The 16,688-nt window shown below is 60.6% G+C and carries 12 protein-coding genes; 7 read left to right on the top strand and 5 right to left on the bottom strand.

What is annotated here, in order from left to right; genetic code table 11:
- The first annotated feature begins 127 nt into the window (after positions 1 to 127).
- Together ABIE33_RS00480 and ABIE33_RS00475 are read left to right on the top strand one after the other, a co-directional pair.
- The gene (locus tag ABIE33_RS00480) at positions 128 to 940 is read left to right on the top strand and encodes a ferredoxin--NADP reductase (protein ID WP_429120066.1); all 813 of its coding nucleotides are present in this window, start codon (positions 128 to 130) and stop codon (positions 938 to 940) included.
- Between the two features lie 279 nt (positions 941 to 1,219).
- A complete protein-coding gene (locus ABIE33_RS00475; RefSeq protein WP_429120064.1) occupies positions 1,220 to 2,722 on the top strand; it encodes an acetyl-CoA hydrolase/transferase family protein in 1,503 nt (500 codons plus the stop codon).
- 4 nt (positions 2,723 to 2,726) lie between these two features.
- Here ABIE33_RS00475 and ABIE33_RS00470 read toward each other — a convergent pair whose 3' ends face one another.
- Complete coding sequence (locus tag ABIE33_RS00470; protein WP_429120061.1) at positions 2,727 to 3,344, bottom strand: GntR family transcriptional regulator; 618 nt, start codon at positions 3,342 to 3,344, stop codon at positions 2,727 to 2,729.
- A gap of 261 nt (positions 3,345 to 3,605) precedes the next feature.
- Between ABIE33_RS00470 and ABIE33_RS00465 the strand changes: the two genes are divergently transcribed.
- The 5 genes from ABIE33_RS00465 to ABIE33_RS00445 are packed head-to-tail and all read left to right on the top strand — an operon-like array spanning position 3,606 to position 12,109.
- Positions 3,606 to 4,859: a ferredoxin reductase family protein gene (locus ABIE33_RS00465; RefSeq protein ID WP_429120059.1), complete on the top strand. Its 1,254-nt coding sequence runs from the start codon at positions 3,606 to 3,608 to the stop codon at positions 4,857 to 4,859.
- Between the two features lie 37 nt (positions 4,860 to 4,896).
- On the top strand, positions 4,897 to 8,124 hold the full coding sequence (locus tag ABIE33_RS00460; protein ID WP_429120057.1) for a c-type cytochrome: 3,228 nt from the start codon (positions 4,897 to 4,899) through the stop codon (positions 8,122 to 8,124).
- 21 nt (positions 8,125 to 8,145) lie between these two features.
- Positions 8,146 to 9,036 carry an OmpA family protein gene (locus ABIE33_RS00455; RefSeq protein WP_429120054.1) on the top strand — a complete coding sequence of 297 codons (891 nt, stop codon included), beginning with the start codon at positions 8,146 to 8,148 and terminating at the stop codon, positions 9,034 to 9,036.
- A gap of 2 nt (positions 9,037 to 9,038) precedes the next feature.
- Entirely contained in the window at positions 9,039 to 10,592 is a 1,554-nt protein-coding gene (locus tag ABIE33_RS00450; protein ID WP_429120051.1) for a caspase family protein, read from the top strand.
- Entirely contained in the window at positions 10,589 to 12,109 is a 1,521-nt protein-coding gene (locus tag ABIE33_RS00445) for a caspase family protein (protein WP_429120048.1), read from the top strand. Before ABIE33_RS00450 ends, ABIE33_RS00445 begins: the two co-directional genes overlap by 4 nt.
- 82 nt (positions 12,110 to 12,191) lie before the next feature.
- On the opposite strand, the gene ABIE33_RS00440 is transcribed toward ABIE33_RS00445, so the two are convergent.
- The 4 genes from ABIE33_RS00440 to ABIE33_RS00425 all read right to left on the bottom strand — a co-directional run bounded on the left by ABIE33_RS00440 (position 12,192) and on the right by ABIE33_RS00425 (position 16,458).
- Positions 12,192 to 12,968: an amino acid ABC transporter ATP-binding protein gene (locus ABIE33_RS00440; RefSeq protein WP_429120045.1), complete on the bottom strand. Its 777-nt coding sequence runs from the start codon at positions 12,966 to 12,968 to the stop codon at positions 12,192 to 12,194.
- Positions 12,969 to 12,983: 15 nt separating this feature from the next.
- Positions 12,984 to 14,141: an amino acid ABC transporter permease gene (locus ABIE33_RS00435; RefSeq protein ID WP_429120043.1), complete on the bottom strand. Its 1,158-nt coding sequence runs from the start codon at positions 14,139 to 14,141 to the stop codon at positions 12,984 to 12,986.
- Positions 14,142 to 14,145: 4 nt separating this feature from the next.
- A complete protein-coding gene (locus ABIE33_RS00430) occupies positions 14,146 to 15,339 on the bottom strand; it encodes an amino acid ABC transporter permease (RefSeq protein ID WP_429120041.1) in 1,194 nt (397 codons plus the stop codon).
- A gap of 93 nt (positions 15,340 to 15,432) precedes the next feature.
- Complete coding sequence (locus ABIE33_RS00425) at positions 15,433 to 16,458, bottom strand: amino acid ABC transporter substrate-binding protein (RefSeq protein ID WP_429120038.1); 1,026 nt, start codon at positions 16,456 to 16,458, stop codon at positions 15,433 to 15,435.
- Between the last annotated feature and the right edge of the window lie 230 nt (positions 16,459 to 16,688).

The following is a 16,688-nucleotide window of genomic DNA, read 5'->3' as shown; positions in this document are numbered from 1 at the left end:
GTGTGAAGCACGCCGAAATGCGCGAAAGCGACTATATTTAGAAGGGAATTCCTTCCCGTTGAGCGCGGCTTGGAATATTCGCGTATTGTTGATAGACAGGGTCATCATTTACAGGACTGTAGCCACGATGAATGCTCCGGCAAAAACGGAAGATTTCGCGATCCAGGCACCCGCCGGTGTCTTCGTTGAAACTGTGACGAGTGTCACCCACTACACGGATCGGCTCTTCCGCTTCCGCATGACCCGTCCTGCGGAGTTCCGGTTCCGCTCCGGCGAATTTGCGATGATTGGTTTGATGGTCGGCGACAAGCCGGTCTACCGCGCCTATTCGATTGCAAGCCCTGCCTGGGACGAAGAACTCGAATTCTTCTCGATCAAGGTTCCCGATGGCCCGCTGACTTCGCACCTGCAGGCGATCAAGCCTGGCGACAAGGTGTTGATGCGCAAGAAGCCGACTGGCACGCTGGTGCTCGACGCGCTGGTTCCCGGCCGCCGGCTCTACATGTTCTCGACCGGCACCGGCATTGCGCCTTTCGCCAGCCTGATCCGCGACCCCGAGACCTATGAGAAATTCGAGGAAGTCATCCTCACGCACACCTGCCGCGATGTGGCCGAACTCAAATACGGCTTCGACCTCGTCGAGGAAATTCGCAATCACGAATTCCTGAACGAGATTGTTGGTGACAAGCTTCGTCACTATGCGACCGTGACCCGCGAGGACTACCCGTTCAAGGGCCGCGTGACCGATCTGATGGTCAACGGCAAGTTCTTCGCCGATCTCGGCCTGCCGCCGCTCGACCCGGTCATCGACCGTGGCATGATCTGCGGCTCTACGGCTATGCTGAAGGACACCAAGGAAATCCTCGAGGCGGCAGGCCTCACCGAGGGTTCCAACAACAAGCCGGCCGAGTTCGTCATTGAACGGGCCTTCGTCGGCTGAATGGCGGCAAAACGCTAACCGTCAAGACAAGTGGTCTTCCAAAAGGCGCATCACTGGATGCGCCTTTTTCGCACCTGTGCGACAGTCGCACCGGCGGATGAGCTATGCGTTTGCGGAAGCCCCGATCTGATCAATCAGCGTACCGGCAGCCTTTCGCAGGCACTATCGTTCCCCAGCATTTTGACATGTCGGTCGACCACATCCACGCGGAACGACCGCACCAAGAAAAGGTCCCCGCCGGAGATCGCCGGCGACAGCGGATCTTGCAGGGAGTGGCCCATGAGCCTTGATACCAGAATTCGCCGCAAATCATTGCACGATCGGATCGTCACGCCGGAGGAGGCAGCGGCGCTCATCAAGGACGGCATGACGATCGGCATGAGCGGCTTTACCAAGGCGGGCGATGCCAAGGCGGTGCCGCTGGCCATGGCGCAGCGTGCGGCGCAGGAGAAGTTTCGCATCACCTTAATGACTGGGGCGTCTCTCGGGCACGACATCGACAAGATGCTGACGGAGGCGGGGGTGCTTGCGCGCCGCCTGCCGTTCCAGTCCGACCCCGTATTGCGCGCGGCTATCAATCGCGGCGAGGTCATGTTCATTGATCAGCATCTGTCTGAAACGGTCGAGCAGCTCCGCTCCGGGCAGATCAGCCCGATCGATTACGCGGTCGTTGAGGCCGTGGCGATTACCGAGGATGGCGGCATCGTGCCTTCGACCTCGGTCGGCAACTCCGCGAGCTTCGCGATCCTCGCCAAGAAAGTGATTGTCGAGCTCAATCTCAGCCACAGCCCGGAGCTCGAGGGACTGCACGACATCTACATCCCGGCGAAACGTCCATCGCGCACGCCGATCCCGGTCGTCGCCTGCGACAGCCGCGTCGGCTCGCCCTATATCCCCACTGATCCGGACAAGATTGCAGCCATCGTCATCACCGAAAAGCAGGACAGCGCCGCGCGCATTTCGCCGCCGGATGCCGAGACCGTTTCGATCGCCGGCCACCTGATCGGCTTTCTCCAGGACGAGGTGCGCAAGGGCCGGCTCGATATGACGTTGAACCCGTTGCAGGCGGGTATCGGCGTCATTGCGAATTCGGTCCTGAGCGGCCTGGTCGACAGCCCGTTCCATGATCTGCGCATGTATAGCGAGGTGCTGCAGGACAGCACATTCGAGCTTTTCGAGGCCGGCAAGTTGAGCTTTGCCTCGGCGTCGTCGATGACGCTCAGCAGCGCCTGGGCCGATCGCGTCTTCCGCAATATCCGCGCCTACAAGGACAAGGTGATCCTGCGACCGCAGGAGGTCAGCAATCACCCGGAAATCATCCGTCGCCTCGGCGTCATCGGCATCAACACCGCGCTCGAGTTCGATATCTACGGCAACGTCAATTCGACCCATGTGGGCGGTACCGACATGATGAACGGCATCGGCGGTTCCGGCGATTTCGCCCGCAACGCCTTCCTCTCGATCTTCGTCGCCAAGTCGGTCGCCAAGGGCGGCGCGATCTCTTCGGTGGTGCCGATGGTGTCTCATGTGGACCATACGGAGCATGACGTTGACATTCTGGTCACCGAGCACGGGCTTGCAGATCTCCGCGGGCTTGCACCGCGCGAGCGTGCGCCAATCATCATCCGCAATTGTTGCCACCCTGCCTACCGCGAACTGCTAACGGATTATTTCAAGCGGGCGGTTGCAACGCGTGCCGGGCAGACGCCGCATATCCTCGAGGAGGCCTTCGACTGGCATGTCCGCCGACTGAAAACAGGTAGCATGCTGCCGGGCGCCTGAAGGCCTAATCGTTCGCGAGGTAGCTCATCAAGGCTGACATCGCCGCTGCCGAACCCTCGGCGTCGGCAAGCGCGATGGCGTCGATCACCTCGATGTGGCGTTCGACCGATCCGCGCATCCGCTCGACGGACGCGCTGGCAAACCAGATGCGCCGGGCGTGCGTCTGCAGCGGGGCGAGCGCGGCCGTCAGGAACCTGTTGGGGCAGGCCTCCTCCATCAGCTCATCGAAGACCTTGTCGGCGACGAGGAAGCCTTCGAGATTGCCGGCATCGGCGCATCGGCTCATCTCTGAGGCGCATTCCTTCATGGCTCGGCGGGTATCCGCGTTGGCATGCTCGGCCACCAGGCTTGCCGCGAGCGGTTCCAGCTTCTGACGGGTTTGCATCAGATGCGCTCGATCGTCCGGCCCGATCGTCGTTATCTGCAGGCCGACACGAGAGCGAACCTCCATCAGTTCCTGCCAGGCGAGTTTTTGGATGGCTTCGCGCACCGGCGTGCGGCCATGACCGGCAAGCTCGATCAGCTGCTTTTCCGTCAGCAGCATGCCGGGCGCAAGCTTGAGCGTGACGATCAGTCGCTCGAGGGCGAGATAGGCGAGGTGGGCCTGAGAGTGAACCGACATACGCATCCCACAGTTTCTGATATATCAGAACGTGGCATAGTTTCGGTTCGATGGCAAACGAACTGATAACCACTAATCAGGAAGGATTATGCTGGTCGAAGTAATCACTATCAGTCGATAAAAGCTTCAGATTTCAATGGCCTGAATAAAAGTGCTCGATTGGCCGTTCCAGCCTTGAATGATGTTGACGAAGGGGACACTGCTTGTCAGTCTTCTCCAAAAAGAGCGTCAGAAATCGGCGTTGAGGGGCTTGGGCTGAAGGTGGGTGCGTTTCTGGTCTGGTCGCTGATTGTGTTTGCGGGGCTGCTTGCCGTCCCGGCGGTCAGCCATACGAACGCGCAGACGACGTTCTCGCTGATGGCGTCCTCGATGGCTTTCGTCGGAATGGCGATTGCACAGTTCATGGCGGCTCGTCCGCCCGTCGTCGAACCGCTGTTCGGCGGGCTTGATCGCATCTATCACCTCCACCGCAGGATCGGCATTTGCGTGCTGATGCTCATTCTCGTCCACTACTTCCTGACGCCTGATTTCAAGGGGCTGTCCTTCACCAGCGGTTTGAACCAGCTTGCCGCCTCCGCCGGAGAATATGCATTCTACGGGCTGACCGCACTGCTTGTTCTGAGCATCGTCAAGATCATCCCGAAGACGAAGATCGAGATACCCTATCACCTGTGGCGCTATACTCATCGGTTCATCGGGCTCTTGTTCGTACTCGTCGCGTTCCACCAGATGTTCATCAAGCGCCCCTATGACGGCACGGCTCTGCTGGCGGTGTATCTCAATGCGTTCGCAGCGCTCGGGATCCTGAGTTATGCCTATACGCAGCTTCTGCCGTGGCTGCGGACGCGCCGTTACGAGGTTTCAGAGGTCGTAAGACACGATGGTGCAACGATCATTTCGGCGCGCCCAACGGGGCGCGCGCTGAGGGCCAAACCGGGTCAGTTCGGTTTCCTGCGGGTGGTGAAGGCTGGCCTGCGGGAGCCGCACCCCTTCACCATCGCCGGCATCGATGGTGACGGCACGGTGCGCTTCGCCATCAAGCCGCTTGGCGACTATACGCAGGCTTTGCGCGACAAGATTGCCGTGGGCGATCGGCTGAAACTCGAAGGCGGATACGGCCATTTCAATCATCGACGCGGCGCGAAGAAGCAGATCTGGCTCGCCGGAGGAATCGGGGTCACGCCGTTTCTCGCCATGGCCCGCCATTTGAAAGGCGACGAAGGCCAGGACATCCACATGGTCTATTGCGTGCGCGACCGTAGGGAAGCGATTGGCCTTGAAACCTTCGAGGCGCAGGCGGAAAAGCTCGGCAACTTCAGTTTCGTGCTGCACGATTCGGCCAGGGACGGGCGGCTGGACGCAGCCAAGCTGGCGGCGGGCAGTGCCATCGACCCGGCTGAGGCCGATCTTTGGTTCTGCGGTCCTGCGCCGCTGAGGGAAGCGATCGTCAAGGGTTTGAAAGAGCTTGGAAAGAAGCCGCGTCGCGTCGAGTTCGAACAGTTTCAGTTTCGATAGCAGTTTTATCCAAGATTTTGGATTAGGGAGTACGGCCATGCGCAGTCCGCGTGAAATGCGAGCGAACGTCTCGTCAGGTGCCGGCATCCGCAAGAGGCGCCGATTGGCACTGGCTGCTGGTCTCCTGGCCACCATGCTCTGTCCCGGCGGCGCGTCGGCGCGGGACGCTTTCGCCGAAGATGCGTTTTCGACCTACAAGGCAAATGTCGAGAACGGCAAATACATGTTCAACGCCGCAGGCTGCGGCGCCTGCCACGGATCGGGCGATGAAACCGAGCTGTTGTCCGGCGGCATGGAGATGAACACGGCGATCGGCACCTTCTACGCGCCGAACATTTCGCCCCATGCCAACGGGATCGGCGGCTGGAGCAACGCCCAGTTCCTCAACGCCGTACTGGTCGGGCTCGATCGCGACGGTAACAACCTCTATCCGGTCATGCCCTATACATCCTATGGCGGGATGAAGCCGGAGGACGTGCTCGATATCAAGGCCTATGTCGAGACCTTGCCGCAGTCCGACGCCGTCTCGAAAGAACATGAGATCGCTTTTCCCTTTAGTCGGCAGACGACGATAACCCTCTGGAAACGCAGCAATTTCACCGTTCCGGCCTACCAGTCGCGCCAAGAGACACAGATGGAGCGGGGCCGCTATCTGGTCGAAAATGTCGGGGGCTGCGGCGATTGCCACACGCCGCGCACGACGACCTACGGACTCGACCTGGAAAGAGCCTATCAAGGCGAGAAGGGGCTGACCGGTGCTGTCGCGCCGGATATTGGCAAGGCGAAGATGGCGGGGCTCACCGCGCCGGAGGTCTTTACCGCAGGCCTCATCGATGAAGGCAAGAAGCTGTCAGGCGCACCGATCAGCGACCCCGTCATGCGGCGCATCGCCAAGGGACTTTCGGTACTCAGCGACGACGATCGACGAGCGATTTATGCTTTCCTGTCCGATCGCGAGGTGAAGGCGCCGGCGCCGGTAGCGCAGTCTGTGACGGCAGTGTGCAAGGAGACCACGGCCTCGACGGCGCTGAGCGGCGACAACGCCGCACTCGCCCAACAGGCCGATGCCTTCATCGGCAAGTATTGCCGTAACTGCCATGGTCCGGGAGAAAGTTCTCAAGGCAGCTACCCCGCGGGTGAGCTGACGTCGATCGCCGCCGATGCCAATTTCGTCACGCCGGGCAATGCTGCGAAATCGCGCCTCTTCACCTCCGTCACCAGCGGTCGCATGCCGCTTGGCAAGCGCCCGACGGACGAAGAGGTCAAGGTGCTCGAGGACTGGATCAATTCACTCAGCGAAAAGAACCTGCCGCAGACGGCGGCCACCAAGCCCGTTCGATCGCGCCCGATGCTGTCCTACGATCAGTTCGTCGAGGCGGCGCTCAAGGACATCTCCAAAGTCAGCGCGCTCGATCGTCAGCACATGCGCTATTTCTCCTATCGTGACCAGTACAACGGCATGATGGGCTGCGAAGACGACGCCACGTTCATGAAGCGTATGGACGTGCTGGCCGGTGGCTTCAAGAAGCTGCTGAATTCCTTATCCTATGGCCCGAAGCTGGTGGTGCCGGCGGAGGTGGACGGCACCAACGGTCTGCTCGTGCGGGTCGATCTGCGCGAGCTGCAGTGGGATGCTGCCGACTACGATTTCCTGATCAAGCGCTATTTCTACGGTGTCGATCCGAAAAGCGAAGCGTCGCTTCAGGCACTTTCCACCGAAACCCACACGCAACTGCCGATCATGCGGATCGACTGGTTCATGAGCAATGGCGCCCGGCCGGAGGTCTACAACCGGCTGATGAAGCTGCCGATCCATATTCGCGAGTTGGAGACGCGCTTCAAGATCGATGTGGACGACAACATAAGGCGGCGCAACGTGTTGCGTGCCGGTTTTGCGGATGGCTCGTCAGGCGTATCGGATCACAATCGCATGCTCGAGCGGCACGACATGCCGTTTGGCGGCTATTACTGGAAATCCTACGATTTTGCTGGCGATGTCGGCAAACAGGTGCTGAAGCGTTTCCCGCATGGGCCCAAGGAATTGGGTGCGCTCGACGCCGGCCTGGTGCCGTTCGAGCACGATGGCGGCGAGATGATCTTTTCACTGCCCAACGGCATGCAGGGTTATTATCTATCGACCGCGGCGGGCAAGCAGCTCGATGTCGGGCCGACGACCATCGTTTCGTTCCGCGAGCGACCAATCGGCAAGGGGGTGGAAATCGTCAACGCCCGCTCCTGCTTCGATTGCCACGCCGATGGTATTCTGTCGAAGCGCGATCAGTTACGCGAGCATATCGCCACATCGACGCTGTTCAGCAAGGACCAGCAGGACGTGCTGCTGGCCATGTACGTGAAACAGGAGGATCTGGATGAAGCCTACCGCAAGGATCGCGAACGCTTCGTCGATGCGTTGCAAAAGCTCGGCGTGACCGAGCCGACACCGGATGGCGGGCTTCAGAGCAAGCATGCACCCGGCGACGCCGAGATCGTCACCTATTTTGCCGACAAGTATGAAGATGAGCTCGACTTCGACGCTCTGGCGGCGGAGTTCGACATGACACCGCAGCAGTTTTCTGAGGCGATCAAGCGAGTGACGGAAGTGGATGTCCTGCGTCTCGGGCTTGATTGGGTCACGACGCTCGAAGCTGGCGGGACAGTTCCGCGCAACGAAGTCGAACAGCAATATGCCCTGTTGCTGGAGCCGCTCGCCCAGCGGCGCCCGCTCGATACCGGCGCGATCGTTGTTGTCGGCGCGGAGCAGCAACCAGAGGAAAAACCGCAATCCGTAGCCGCGGCCGTGCCTGACTATCGCAAGCAGGAAAAGGCTGGCGGCAACAAGCTTGAGCTCGCCTTGAGGGTGCCGACGACGACGGTCAGGGTCGGCGACCAGCTGTCGTTCGAGCTCAGCGTCAATCAGCCCTGCGAACTGCAGATCCTCTATGTGGAGGAAAACGGCAATGTCGAAGTCATCCCGAATGAGATGATCGGCAACACGACGCTGCAGCCCGGCGAAAGCAGGCTGATCCCACAGCCTGGGACCGGCACACTGACCTTCGATACGGCAGCGCCCGCCGAAACCATGCTTGCCTTCTGTAGGGTTGGTGGCCTCGCCGACCAAAGGCTCACAGTGGAGAAAGCACGGGAATTCGTCGCCCAATCAAAATTGCCGCCGACACGCGGCCTGGCGGTCAATCTCGCCAAAAAGGCGCAAGCCGACAACGGCGCCAGCAGCGTACAGATGGTAACTTTCGAGATTAGGGAATAGCGGGCGACGATGGGTAAACTGATGAAAGGGTTGATCATCGCATCCGCCATTCTGCTGCCGCTCGCCTATCCGGCCAGTGCCTGCGATGCGCTGGTAAAGGCCTCGGAGGCCCTCAACAGGGGCGATGAGGTGGGGGCACGTTCGGCTGCCGCACCGGCGAGTACGAAGGCGTGTTCGAGTACAGAGGCGGCGCTTACACAGCGCGTCGCGGCACTGGCCACCTTCAATCGCATTGCCAACGCAGTCGGGGCTGGTGCCAGGCTCGATACTTTCGAGGGTGAGCTTGAAGCTGTGCGCAGCGACGTCGGTGGGCCATGGCAGATCCTCGACGCGCTCGGCGACATCGACCGGGAGCGAAAGCACTATGAACGTGCGGCGACCTATTACCAGCAGGCGCTGGAGGATGCGGCCAACGAGGAACTGACGCCCGAGTGGATGGCGCCGGACAAGGCATACATTCTGCGCCTCAACAGGCTCGCCTCGGAGATGCGGCTTGCGGCGGCCAGGCCGGTGAAGCTCGCGATGCGCGGCGCCTGCAAGTTTTCCTATCGCGGCGTCTCGATCAGGAAGAAGGCGACGCCGGTTCGCTATGTCTTCGGAACGGCTGAGTTCACGCCCGAAGGGCTGCAGTCGGCAAAGGATCTGTTCGAATGCCTGAAATCGGCAAAGCCCGAAGCGATTACCTTGATCGGGCATACGGATCAGGTCGGCAGCGCCGAGGCGAACAGGAAGCTGTCGTTGGCACGGGCAGAAGCGCTTGCGAACTATCTTGTCGATGCCGGCTACAAGGGCAAATGGACGACGGTTGGAAAGGGCGAGGATGAACCGTTCAAGCCGGATGATCCGAGCGCCTATGACCAAGCGATGCTGCATCAATTGGATCGCCGTGTCGAAGTTGATGTGGAGAAATAGGCGTGCTGCACAAGGCTCTGATTTCGTGCGTATTCCTTGGGCTATCGGCTCCGCCCGCGTTGGCGGCCACGTCGGCGCTTGTCGTCGGTGTCGATATCTATCCGCATGAGGTCAGCCTCGATGGCGCGGTCAAGGATGCGCGCGACGTTGCCCAGGCGCTGACGACGGCGGATGTCGGCACCATCCGCGAGTTCATCAACGAAAAGGCGACGAAGGACGCGATCCGCGCCGCCTGGCTGGAGCTTGTCGGTGCCGCAACAAAAGGCGACATGATCATCTTCACCTATGCCGGGCACGGCGCCCAGATGCCGGAACTCGTCGCCGGCAGCGAGCCGGATGGGCTTGACGAGTTTCTGGAGCTGCCCGGCTTCGATCGCAGCCGTGCCGAAGCGACGGCAAAGGAGATCATCGTCGACAACGAACTCAATGCCTGGTTCGCGGAGGCTGAGGCCAAGGGCGTCCAGGTGCTGTTTGTTTCCGACAGCTGCTATTCCGGCGGCATGAACCGGTCGATCTCCGGCAAGACGCGACTTGCGCCGACGGTGCGGGCGCAATTGCCGCCGCCATCGCAAGAGGCGGTTTCTGGCGCGGCGGTCAAGGATGCGGATTTGTCGCAAGTGACGATCCTCGCCGCATCGCTTGAGAGCCAGCCGACGCCGGAGGTTGTGATTGAAGGCGAGCCACGCGGGGCGCTCAGTTGGAGTTTCGCCCGGGCGCTTGAGGGGGCTGCCGATCGCGATAGCGACGGCCTGATTTCTCGCGTCGAACTCGAGGACTACGTCTTCTCCAACGTCAAGCTCCAGTCCGAGGCGCTGCAGGTGCCGAACTTCACGCCGCAGGTGCCGCGATCGGACAGGGAGATCGTCCTGTCGTTGCCCAGAAGCGCGACGCTGGCGGATGGCAATGGCGCAGCCGCAACCGGTCGATCTGCAAAGCTGAAACCGGCTCGGGACATGGGCTGGACGGGCAAGCTGGCGCTCAGCGTCGACGGCAAAGCGCCGACGCTTGCAAATGTCGGCGGCAGCGGCGTACCCTACCGATGGGATGCTGCCAACGGCACATTCTACACGCCGAACGGCGATGTTGCCGGCGAGCATGTGGCTGCCGACATGGTGCAGGGCGTGGTCGACAAATTCATTCTTCTCGACTTCCTGAAGGTGCTCGCCGCACAGAACCCTGGCAAAGTCTCGCTGACGCCGGTCAAGGACATCTATTCGTCAGGCGACCGCCTGAACTTCGACGCGCCGCAGTCCGGATACGCAAACATGCTGGTGTTCAATCTGGCCAATACCGGGGAAGTCCAGCTTCTCGATGCCCAGATCGCAGGCTCGGGCAGCCATGTGTTCAAGCTCCGGGACCTGGAAGTGGTCAAGCCTTTCGGCGCTGATCATCTGGTGGTCATCTCGACGAGCGCACCGATCGATGCGGTGGCTGCGGCCCTATCCAGTCCGGGTGTCGACGCATCTAAGTTTCTGCGCCTTCTGGAAGAGAGGCTGGACGGCACCGACACTGCCGTCGCCATCCAGCCGCTCTACACGCGGGAGCGTGGGCAATGAGCGGCGGCGTCAAGGCCTGGCGTTCCGTGTTGCCGCTGATGGCGGTGGGGATCTGTTCGCCGGCACTGGCTGCGGACCGGGCCTTGCTCATCGGGATAGGAAACTATCAGAACCTGTCGCCAAAGCTTTTCCTGCACGGGCCGAAAAACGACCTTGTTGCCATGGAAGGACTGCTGACAGGCACACTCGGCTTCACGCGTTCCTCGATCCGGGTCCTGAAGGATGAGCAGGCGACGCGTGCAGCCGTCCTGTCATCGATCGACGAGTGGCTGATCGCGGGCACAGAGCCCGGCGACCGGGCCTATCTCTATTATTCGGGTCACGGCCTTCAGGTTACGGATCTCGATGGCGACGAGGACGATGGCATGGACGAGGCGCTGGCGCCTTTCGATCTTGTCGCCAAGGACAAGGATCGGGACGGTGCCATCACCGATGACGAACTCGATGCCATCCTCGAGCGTTTGAAGGGCAGGGCGGTGACTCTGGTGATCGATGCCTGTTACTCAGGCACGATCTCACGGTCGCTCTCCGACGATGTATCCGCAGGCATCGACGGCGCACGTTTCCTGCCGCACCCGGAGGCGAAACCGGTGCAGCAGGCGCTGACGCGTGGGCTCCGGATCGACCTCGGCGCCGTCGACAAGCCGGCCCGCGTCAACGAGAGCGGCATCGTCGCCTGGAGTGCAAGCGCACCCTACGAGGTCGCTTGGGACGATGTGCGGCTACCCGCTGAAAGCCGTCAGGGTGTCTTCACCGCTGCCTATGTCGCCGGGCAGATGGACGCGGCGGCGGACGCCAACGCCAACGGCCTGACGAGCAACGCCGAGCTTTTTGAATACGTCACCGCGCACTCGGCCGCTTACTGCGCCTCGCAGGAGAAGTGCGAGACCCTCGATCCGCAACTGGAGACGAAGGCGCAGAACCTCGGTGGCAGTGCTGTAGCGCCGGCACAGGCAGGTGCACAAGCAATGGCACGGTATCAGCCGGTTACCGGCGACGGAACCGGCAAGGCAAGCTATCAGGATGCGAATGCAGTCGATGCGGTCGGCGATATCGTCGGTAAGATAGACGCTGGCGACGTCGCCATCAGCCTCGACCGACCGACGTTGATGAAGGTCGGTGATGTGTTCAAGCTGACGGTCGCAAGCAAGGTTGCCGGGAGCCTCATCCTGCTCGACGTCAACGCGAACGGTGCTGCAACCCAGATCTTTCCCAACGAATTCGCGCAGAAGATTACGCCGCTCAGCGCTCACGTGCCGTTTACACTGCCGGACGAGTACTACGGCTTCGACTTCGAAGCGTCGGGCAAAGGCGAGAGTGCGTTCGTTGCCCTGGTGGTCAACGATGCCGTCGATCTGGTTGACGTCGCGCCGAAGACGCGGGGGCTCAAGGTGGAGCTCAACGCGCGTGAAGCTTTGAGCGAAATCGTCTCGCGGTTGCAGAAGACCTGGACTGACGACCTGGACAAACGCGGCATCCGCTGGTCGGTCGGCATCTTGCGCTACCACGTCGAGTGACCGTTGTCGCGACGAACCGGATAGCAAAAAGCCCGCCGAGCAGGCGGGCTTTCTGTTCAAGTTCTGAGCGGCGATGCCTAGCCTAGTGCAGGATCTGGCTCAGGAAGAGCTTGGTGCGCTCATGCTGCGGATTGTCGAAGAACTCGGCAGGCGAGTTCTGTTCGACGATCTGACCCTGGTCCATGAAGATCACGCGGTTGGCGACCTGGCGGGCAAAGCCCATTTCGTGGGTCACGCACAGCATGGTCATGCCTTCTTCGGCAAGGCCGACCATGGTGTCGAGCACTTCCTTGACCATTTCCGGATCGAGCGCCGAAGTCGGCTCATCGAACAGCAGGATTTTTGGCTTCATGCACAGCGAGCGGGCGATCGCCACGCGCTGCTGCTGACCGCCCGAAAGCTGGCCCGGATATTTGTTGGCCTGCTCAGGGATCTTGACGCGCTTCAGGAAGTGCATCGCGATTTCTTCGGCCTGCTTCTTCGGCATCTTGCGAACCCAAATCGGTGCAAGCGTGCAGTTTTCCAGGATCGTCAGGTGCGGGAACAGGTTGAAGTGCTGGAACACCATGCCGACTTCGCGGCGCACTTCATCGATTTTCTTCAGGTCGTTGGTGAGTTCGATGCCGTCGACGACGATCTTGCCCTTCTGGTGCTCTTCCAGCCGGTTGATGCAACGGATCATCGTCGATTTGCCGGAGCCCGACGGGCCGGCAATAACGATGCGCTCGCCCTTCATAACCTTCAGGTTGATGTCACGGAGAACGTGGAAGTCCCCGTACCATTTGTTCATTCCAGTGATTTCGACCGCGACGTCCGTCGCGGATACGGTCATTTTGGAAGCAGCGGCTGTATTCGCCATGCGGTTCCCCCCTTTTTATCGTTTATGGGCCGTGTCGAGCACACGTTCCATGAAGCCTGAATAGCGCGACATACCAAAGCAGAAAAGCCAGAATATGAAGCCTGCGAAAATTAGCCCGGAGATCGGCGTGACTGCCGAGGCCCAGTTGGCATCCGAGAAGTTCAGTCGAACGATGCCGAGCAGATCGAACATGCCGATGATCGAGACCAGCGACGTGTCCTTGAACAGTCCGATGAAGGTGTTGACGATACCGGGGATCACCAGCTTCAGCGCTTGCGGCAGCACGATGAGGTTCATCTTCTGCCAGTAGCTGAGGCCGAGCGAATCGGCGCCCTCATATTGTCCCTTGCCGATCGCCTGCAGACCGCCGCGCACCACCTCGGCCATATAGGCTGAGGCGAAAAACGACACGCCGATCAGTGCGCGCAGGAACTTGTCGAAGGTCACGCCCTGCGGCAGGAACAGCGGCAGCATGACACTGGCCATGAACAGAACGGTAATGAGCGGGATGCCGCGCACGACTTCGATGAAGAACGTGCAGAGCATCTTGATCACCGGCATGGTCGATTTTCGGCCAAGCGCAAGCAGGATGCCGAGGGGCAGCGATACCGCGATGCCGACGAACGACAGCACCAGCGTCACCATCAGACCGCCCCACAGTGGGGTTTCGACGAAGGTCAGCCCGAACCAACCGCCCGGCAACAGGATAAGCGCCAGGATCGGCAATACGCCGAGAAGCAGGATCGCGTTGATGTTCTTGTAGGGAACCTTCGGGATCAGCATCGGCGTCAGGAACAGGATGAACAGGATGCCGACAAGAGCCGGCCGCCAGCGCTCCTCGATCGGGTAGCGCCCGAAGAGGAACTGATCGAATTTGGCGTTGACGAAGGCCCAGCAGGCACCGCTCCAGCCGTCCGGCTGCGAGCCGCCCTGTGCGACGGTGGCGCAGACCCCACGCCCGCCGCCGGTCCAGGCGGCATCGATGAAGAGCCATTGCACTGCCGGCGGTACGAGCCAGGCGAGCACGAGCAAGCTTATGATCGTCAGTACTGAATCCTTGGGCGTCGCAAAGAGGTTCTTGCGAAGCCAATAGGCAAGGCCGCCCGTCTGTATCGGGGCCGGTGCAGCTTCGATCATCGAGGCGCGGACGAAATTTCCCTGGTGCGTGTTCATGATCTTATCTCTCCACCAGAGCCATTCGGGCATTGAACCAGTTCATCACCAGGGACGTCGACAGGCTCAGCGACAGGTAGACGATGATCCAGATCGACACGATCTCGACCGCTTGACCAGTCTGGTTGAGGATCGTTCCGCCGACGGCAACCAAGTCTGCGTAGCCAATGGCGATCGCCAGCGACGAGTTCTTGGTCAGGTTGAGATACTGGCTGGTGAGTGGCGGAATGATGATCCGCATCGCCTGCGGCACGACGACGAGGCGGGTCGTGAGACCGGGCCGGACGCCGAGCGCGTGGGCTGCCTCGGTCTGTCCCGTTGACACGCCGCGGATACCTGCCCGAACGATTTCGGCGATAAAGGCTGCGGTATAGAAGGAAAGCGCAAGGAACAGCGACAGGAATTCCGGCCCGATGACCGAGCCGCCGGTGAGATTGAACTTGCCGGCAACGGGCACGTCGAAGGTGATCGGCGAACCCGTTGCAAGGAAGACAAGGAGCGGGAGGCCGACGACGAGGCCTAGCACCATCCACAGAACCGGGAGGCGCTGTCCTGTTGCTTCTTGCTTGATGCGCGCATAGCGGGCCACGAAGAAACTGGCGATGACGGCGATCACGAACGCGTAGAAGACATACTGCGAGCCGTCGCCGAAGACAGGCTTCGGAAAGGCGATGCCGCGGTTGTTGAGGAAGATGTTGAGCGGCAGCGCGGCCGATTCCCGCGGCTGCGGAAGCACCGCCAGAACGCCGCTGTACCAGAAGAAGATGACCAGCAGCGGCGGGATGTTGCGGAACACTTCCACATAGGCGAGCGACAGTTTCGCGATCAGCCAATTGTGCGAGAGCCGCCCGATGCCGACGATGAAGCCGATGATCGTTGCGGTGATGATGCCGGTCACGGCAACCAGCAGCGTATTGACGAAACCGACGACGAGCGCGCGCCCGTAGGTAGAATCGCTGGTATAGGCGATCAAAGACTGTCCGACGTCGAAACCGGCGCGCCCCTTGAGGAAGCCGTAGCCGGACGCGATATTCGCGCGCTTGAGGTTTTCGATCGTGTTGTCCGCTATCCAATAGATGACGGCAACGAGGATAATGACGGTTATGACCTGGTAAAATATCCCGCGCACTTGCGGGTCGTTGATGATCGAGCCCGAAGGTTTGCTTTTCTCAGGCGTAGTTGTGACGCCAATCGCCATGCAATGCCTCTTTCCCCTTGTCACCCTTTTGGGTGTTTTTATCGTTGGGATGGGGAAGCGGCGCGCCGCTTCCCCCTGTCGTGTCGGGCCGTATTAACGGACCGGAGGAGCGTACTGAATGCCGCCCTTGTTCCACAGCGCGTTGAGGCCGCGTTCGATCTTCAGCGGGCTGCCGGCGCCAATGTTACGGTCGAAGACTTCGCCGTAGTTGCCGACTGCCTTGATGACGTTGACGGCCCATTCGTTGGTGAGGCCGAGGTCGGTGCCGATCTTGCTGTCAGCTTCGACGCCGAGGAAGCGCTGAACGTCCGGGTTGGTGGACTTCTTCATTTCTTCGACGTTTGCCTGCGTGACGCCGAACTCTTCGGCCTGGATCAGGGAGTAGTGAACCCAGCTGACGATATCGAACCACTGGTCGTCACCCTGGCGGACGGCCGGACCAAGCGGCTCCTTCGAGATGATTTCCGGCAGAATCATGTGATCGTCGGGCTTGGAAAGCGTCAGGCGCAGCGAATAAAGGCCCGACTGGTCGGTGGTGTAGACGTCGCAACGACCGGCGTCATAGGCCGCGTTCACTTCGTCGAGCTTTTCGAAGACGACCGGGTTGTACTGCAGGTTGTTGGACTTGAAATAGTCGGCAAGGTTGAGCTCGGTGGTGGTGCCCGTCTGTACGCAGACGGCAGCGCCGGAGAGTTCGAGCGCCGACTTAACGTTCAGGCCCTTGCGGACCATGAAGCCCTGGCCGTCGTAGTAGTTGACCGGGCGGAAGTTGAAGCCGAGAGCGGTGTCGCGGTTGATCGTCCACGTGGTGTTACGGGCAAGCACATCGACTTCACCGGACTGCAGCGCCGGAAAACGTTCCTTGGCCGAAGTGGGTGTGTATTTTACCTTGGAGCCATCCGCGAAGATCGCGGCGGCGATCGCCTTGCAATAATCAATGTCGAAGCCGCTCCAGTTGCCCGAAGCGTCCGGGGCAGCGAAGCCGGCGAGGCCGGTGTTCACGCCGCATTGGACAAAGCCCTTGGCCTTCACGTCATCGAGTGTCGCAGCCGAAGCCGCATGTGCGCCAATCCCCATGACAGCAGCGCCAACGAGAGCTGTCAGAATTCTTCTTGCCATTTTTTAGAACCTTTTTCTGTTGTCGTTAGTTCCCGTCTGCACCAGCGCGTCTCCCTGCGCGTGCAGCCTCCGCCACCCTCATGGCGCGAGTGCAATCTATCTCATGCTCAAAATCAATGAGGGTCAAGAGACGTTGCCGATTTTCTGAACTTGCGAGTGAAAAACCTGAAATAAGCCAGAAGTTTAGGCAGGCTTTGCGAAAAAAGGGCAATCGCTGAGCGAAAATTCGC

The sequence above is a fragment of the Ensifer sp. 4252 genome (assembly GCF_050434565.1).
GTDB lineage: Bacteria > Pseudomonadota > Alphaproteobacteria > Rhizobiales > Rhizobiaceae > Ensifer.
The sequence above is the reverse complement of the archived record's forward strand: the minus strand, read 5'-3'. Positions and strand labels throughout refer to the sequence as shown.

What these genes read in the sequence shown, in the direction of transcription:
- ABIE33_RS00480 (WP_429120066.1), top strand. Translation starts at nt 128, where the DNA reads ATGAATGCTCCGGCAAAAACGGAAGATTTCGCGATCCAGGCACCCGCC.
- ABIE33_RS00475 (WP_429120064.1), top strand. Translation starts at nt 1,220, where the DNA reads ATGAGCCTTGATACCAGAATTCGCCGCAAATCATTGCACGATCGGATC.
- ABIE33_RS00470 (WP_429120061.1), bottom strand. Translation starts at nt 3,344, where the DNA reads ATGTCGGTTCACTCTCAGGCCCACCTCGCCTATCTCGCCCTCGAGCGA.
- ABIE33_RS00460 (WP_429120057.1), top strand. Translation starts at nt 4,897, where the DNA reads ATGCGCAGTCCGCGTGAAATGCGAGCGAACGTCTCGTCAGGTGCCGGC.
- ABIE33_RS00455 (WP_429120054.1), top strand. Translation starts at nt 8,146, where the DNA reads ATGAAAGGGTTGATCATCGCATCCGCCATTCTGCTGCCGCTCGCCTAT.
- ABIE33_RS00445 (WP_429120048.1), top strand. Translation starts at nt 10,589, where the DNA reads ATGAGCGGCGGCGTCAAGGCCTGGCGTTCCGTGTTGCCGCTGATGGCG.
- ABIE33_RS00440 (WP_429120045.1), bottom strand. Translation starts at nt 12,968, where the DNA reads ATGGCGAATACAGCCGCTGCTTCCAAAATGACCGTATCCGCGACGGAC.
- ABIE33_RS00435 (WP_429120043.1), bottom strand. Translation starts at nt 14,141, where the DNA reads ATGAACACGCACCAGGGAAATTTCGTCCGCGCCTCGATGATCGAAGCT.
- ABIE33_RS00430 (WP_429120041.1), bottom strand. Translation starts at nt 15,339, where the DNA reads ATGGCGATTGGCGTCACAACTACGCCTGAGAAAAGCAAACCTTCGGGC.
- ABIE33_RS00425 (WP_429120038.1), bottom strand. Translation starts at nt 16,458, where the DNA reads ATGGCAAGAAGAATTCTGACAGCTCTCGTTGGCGCTGCTGTCATGGGG.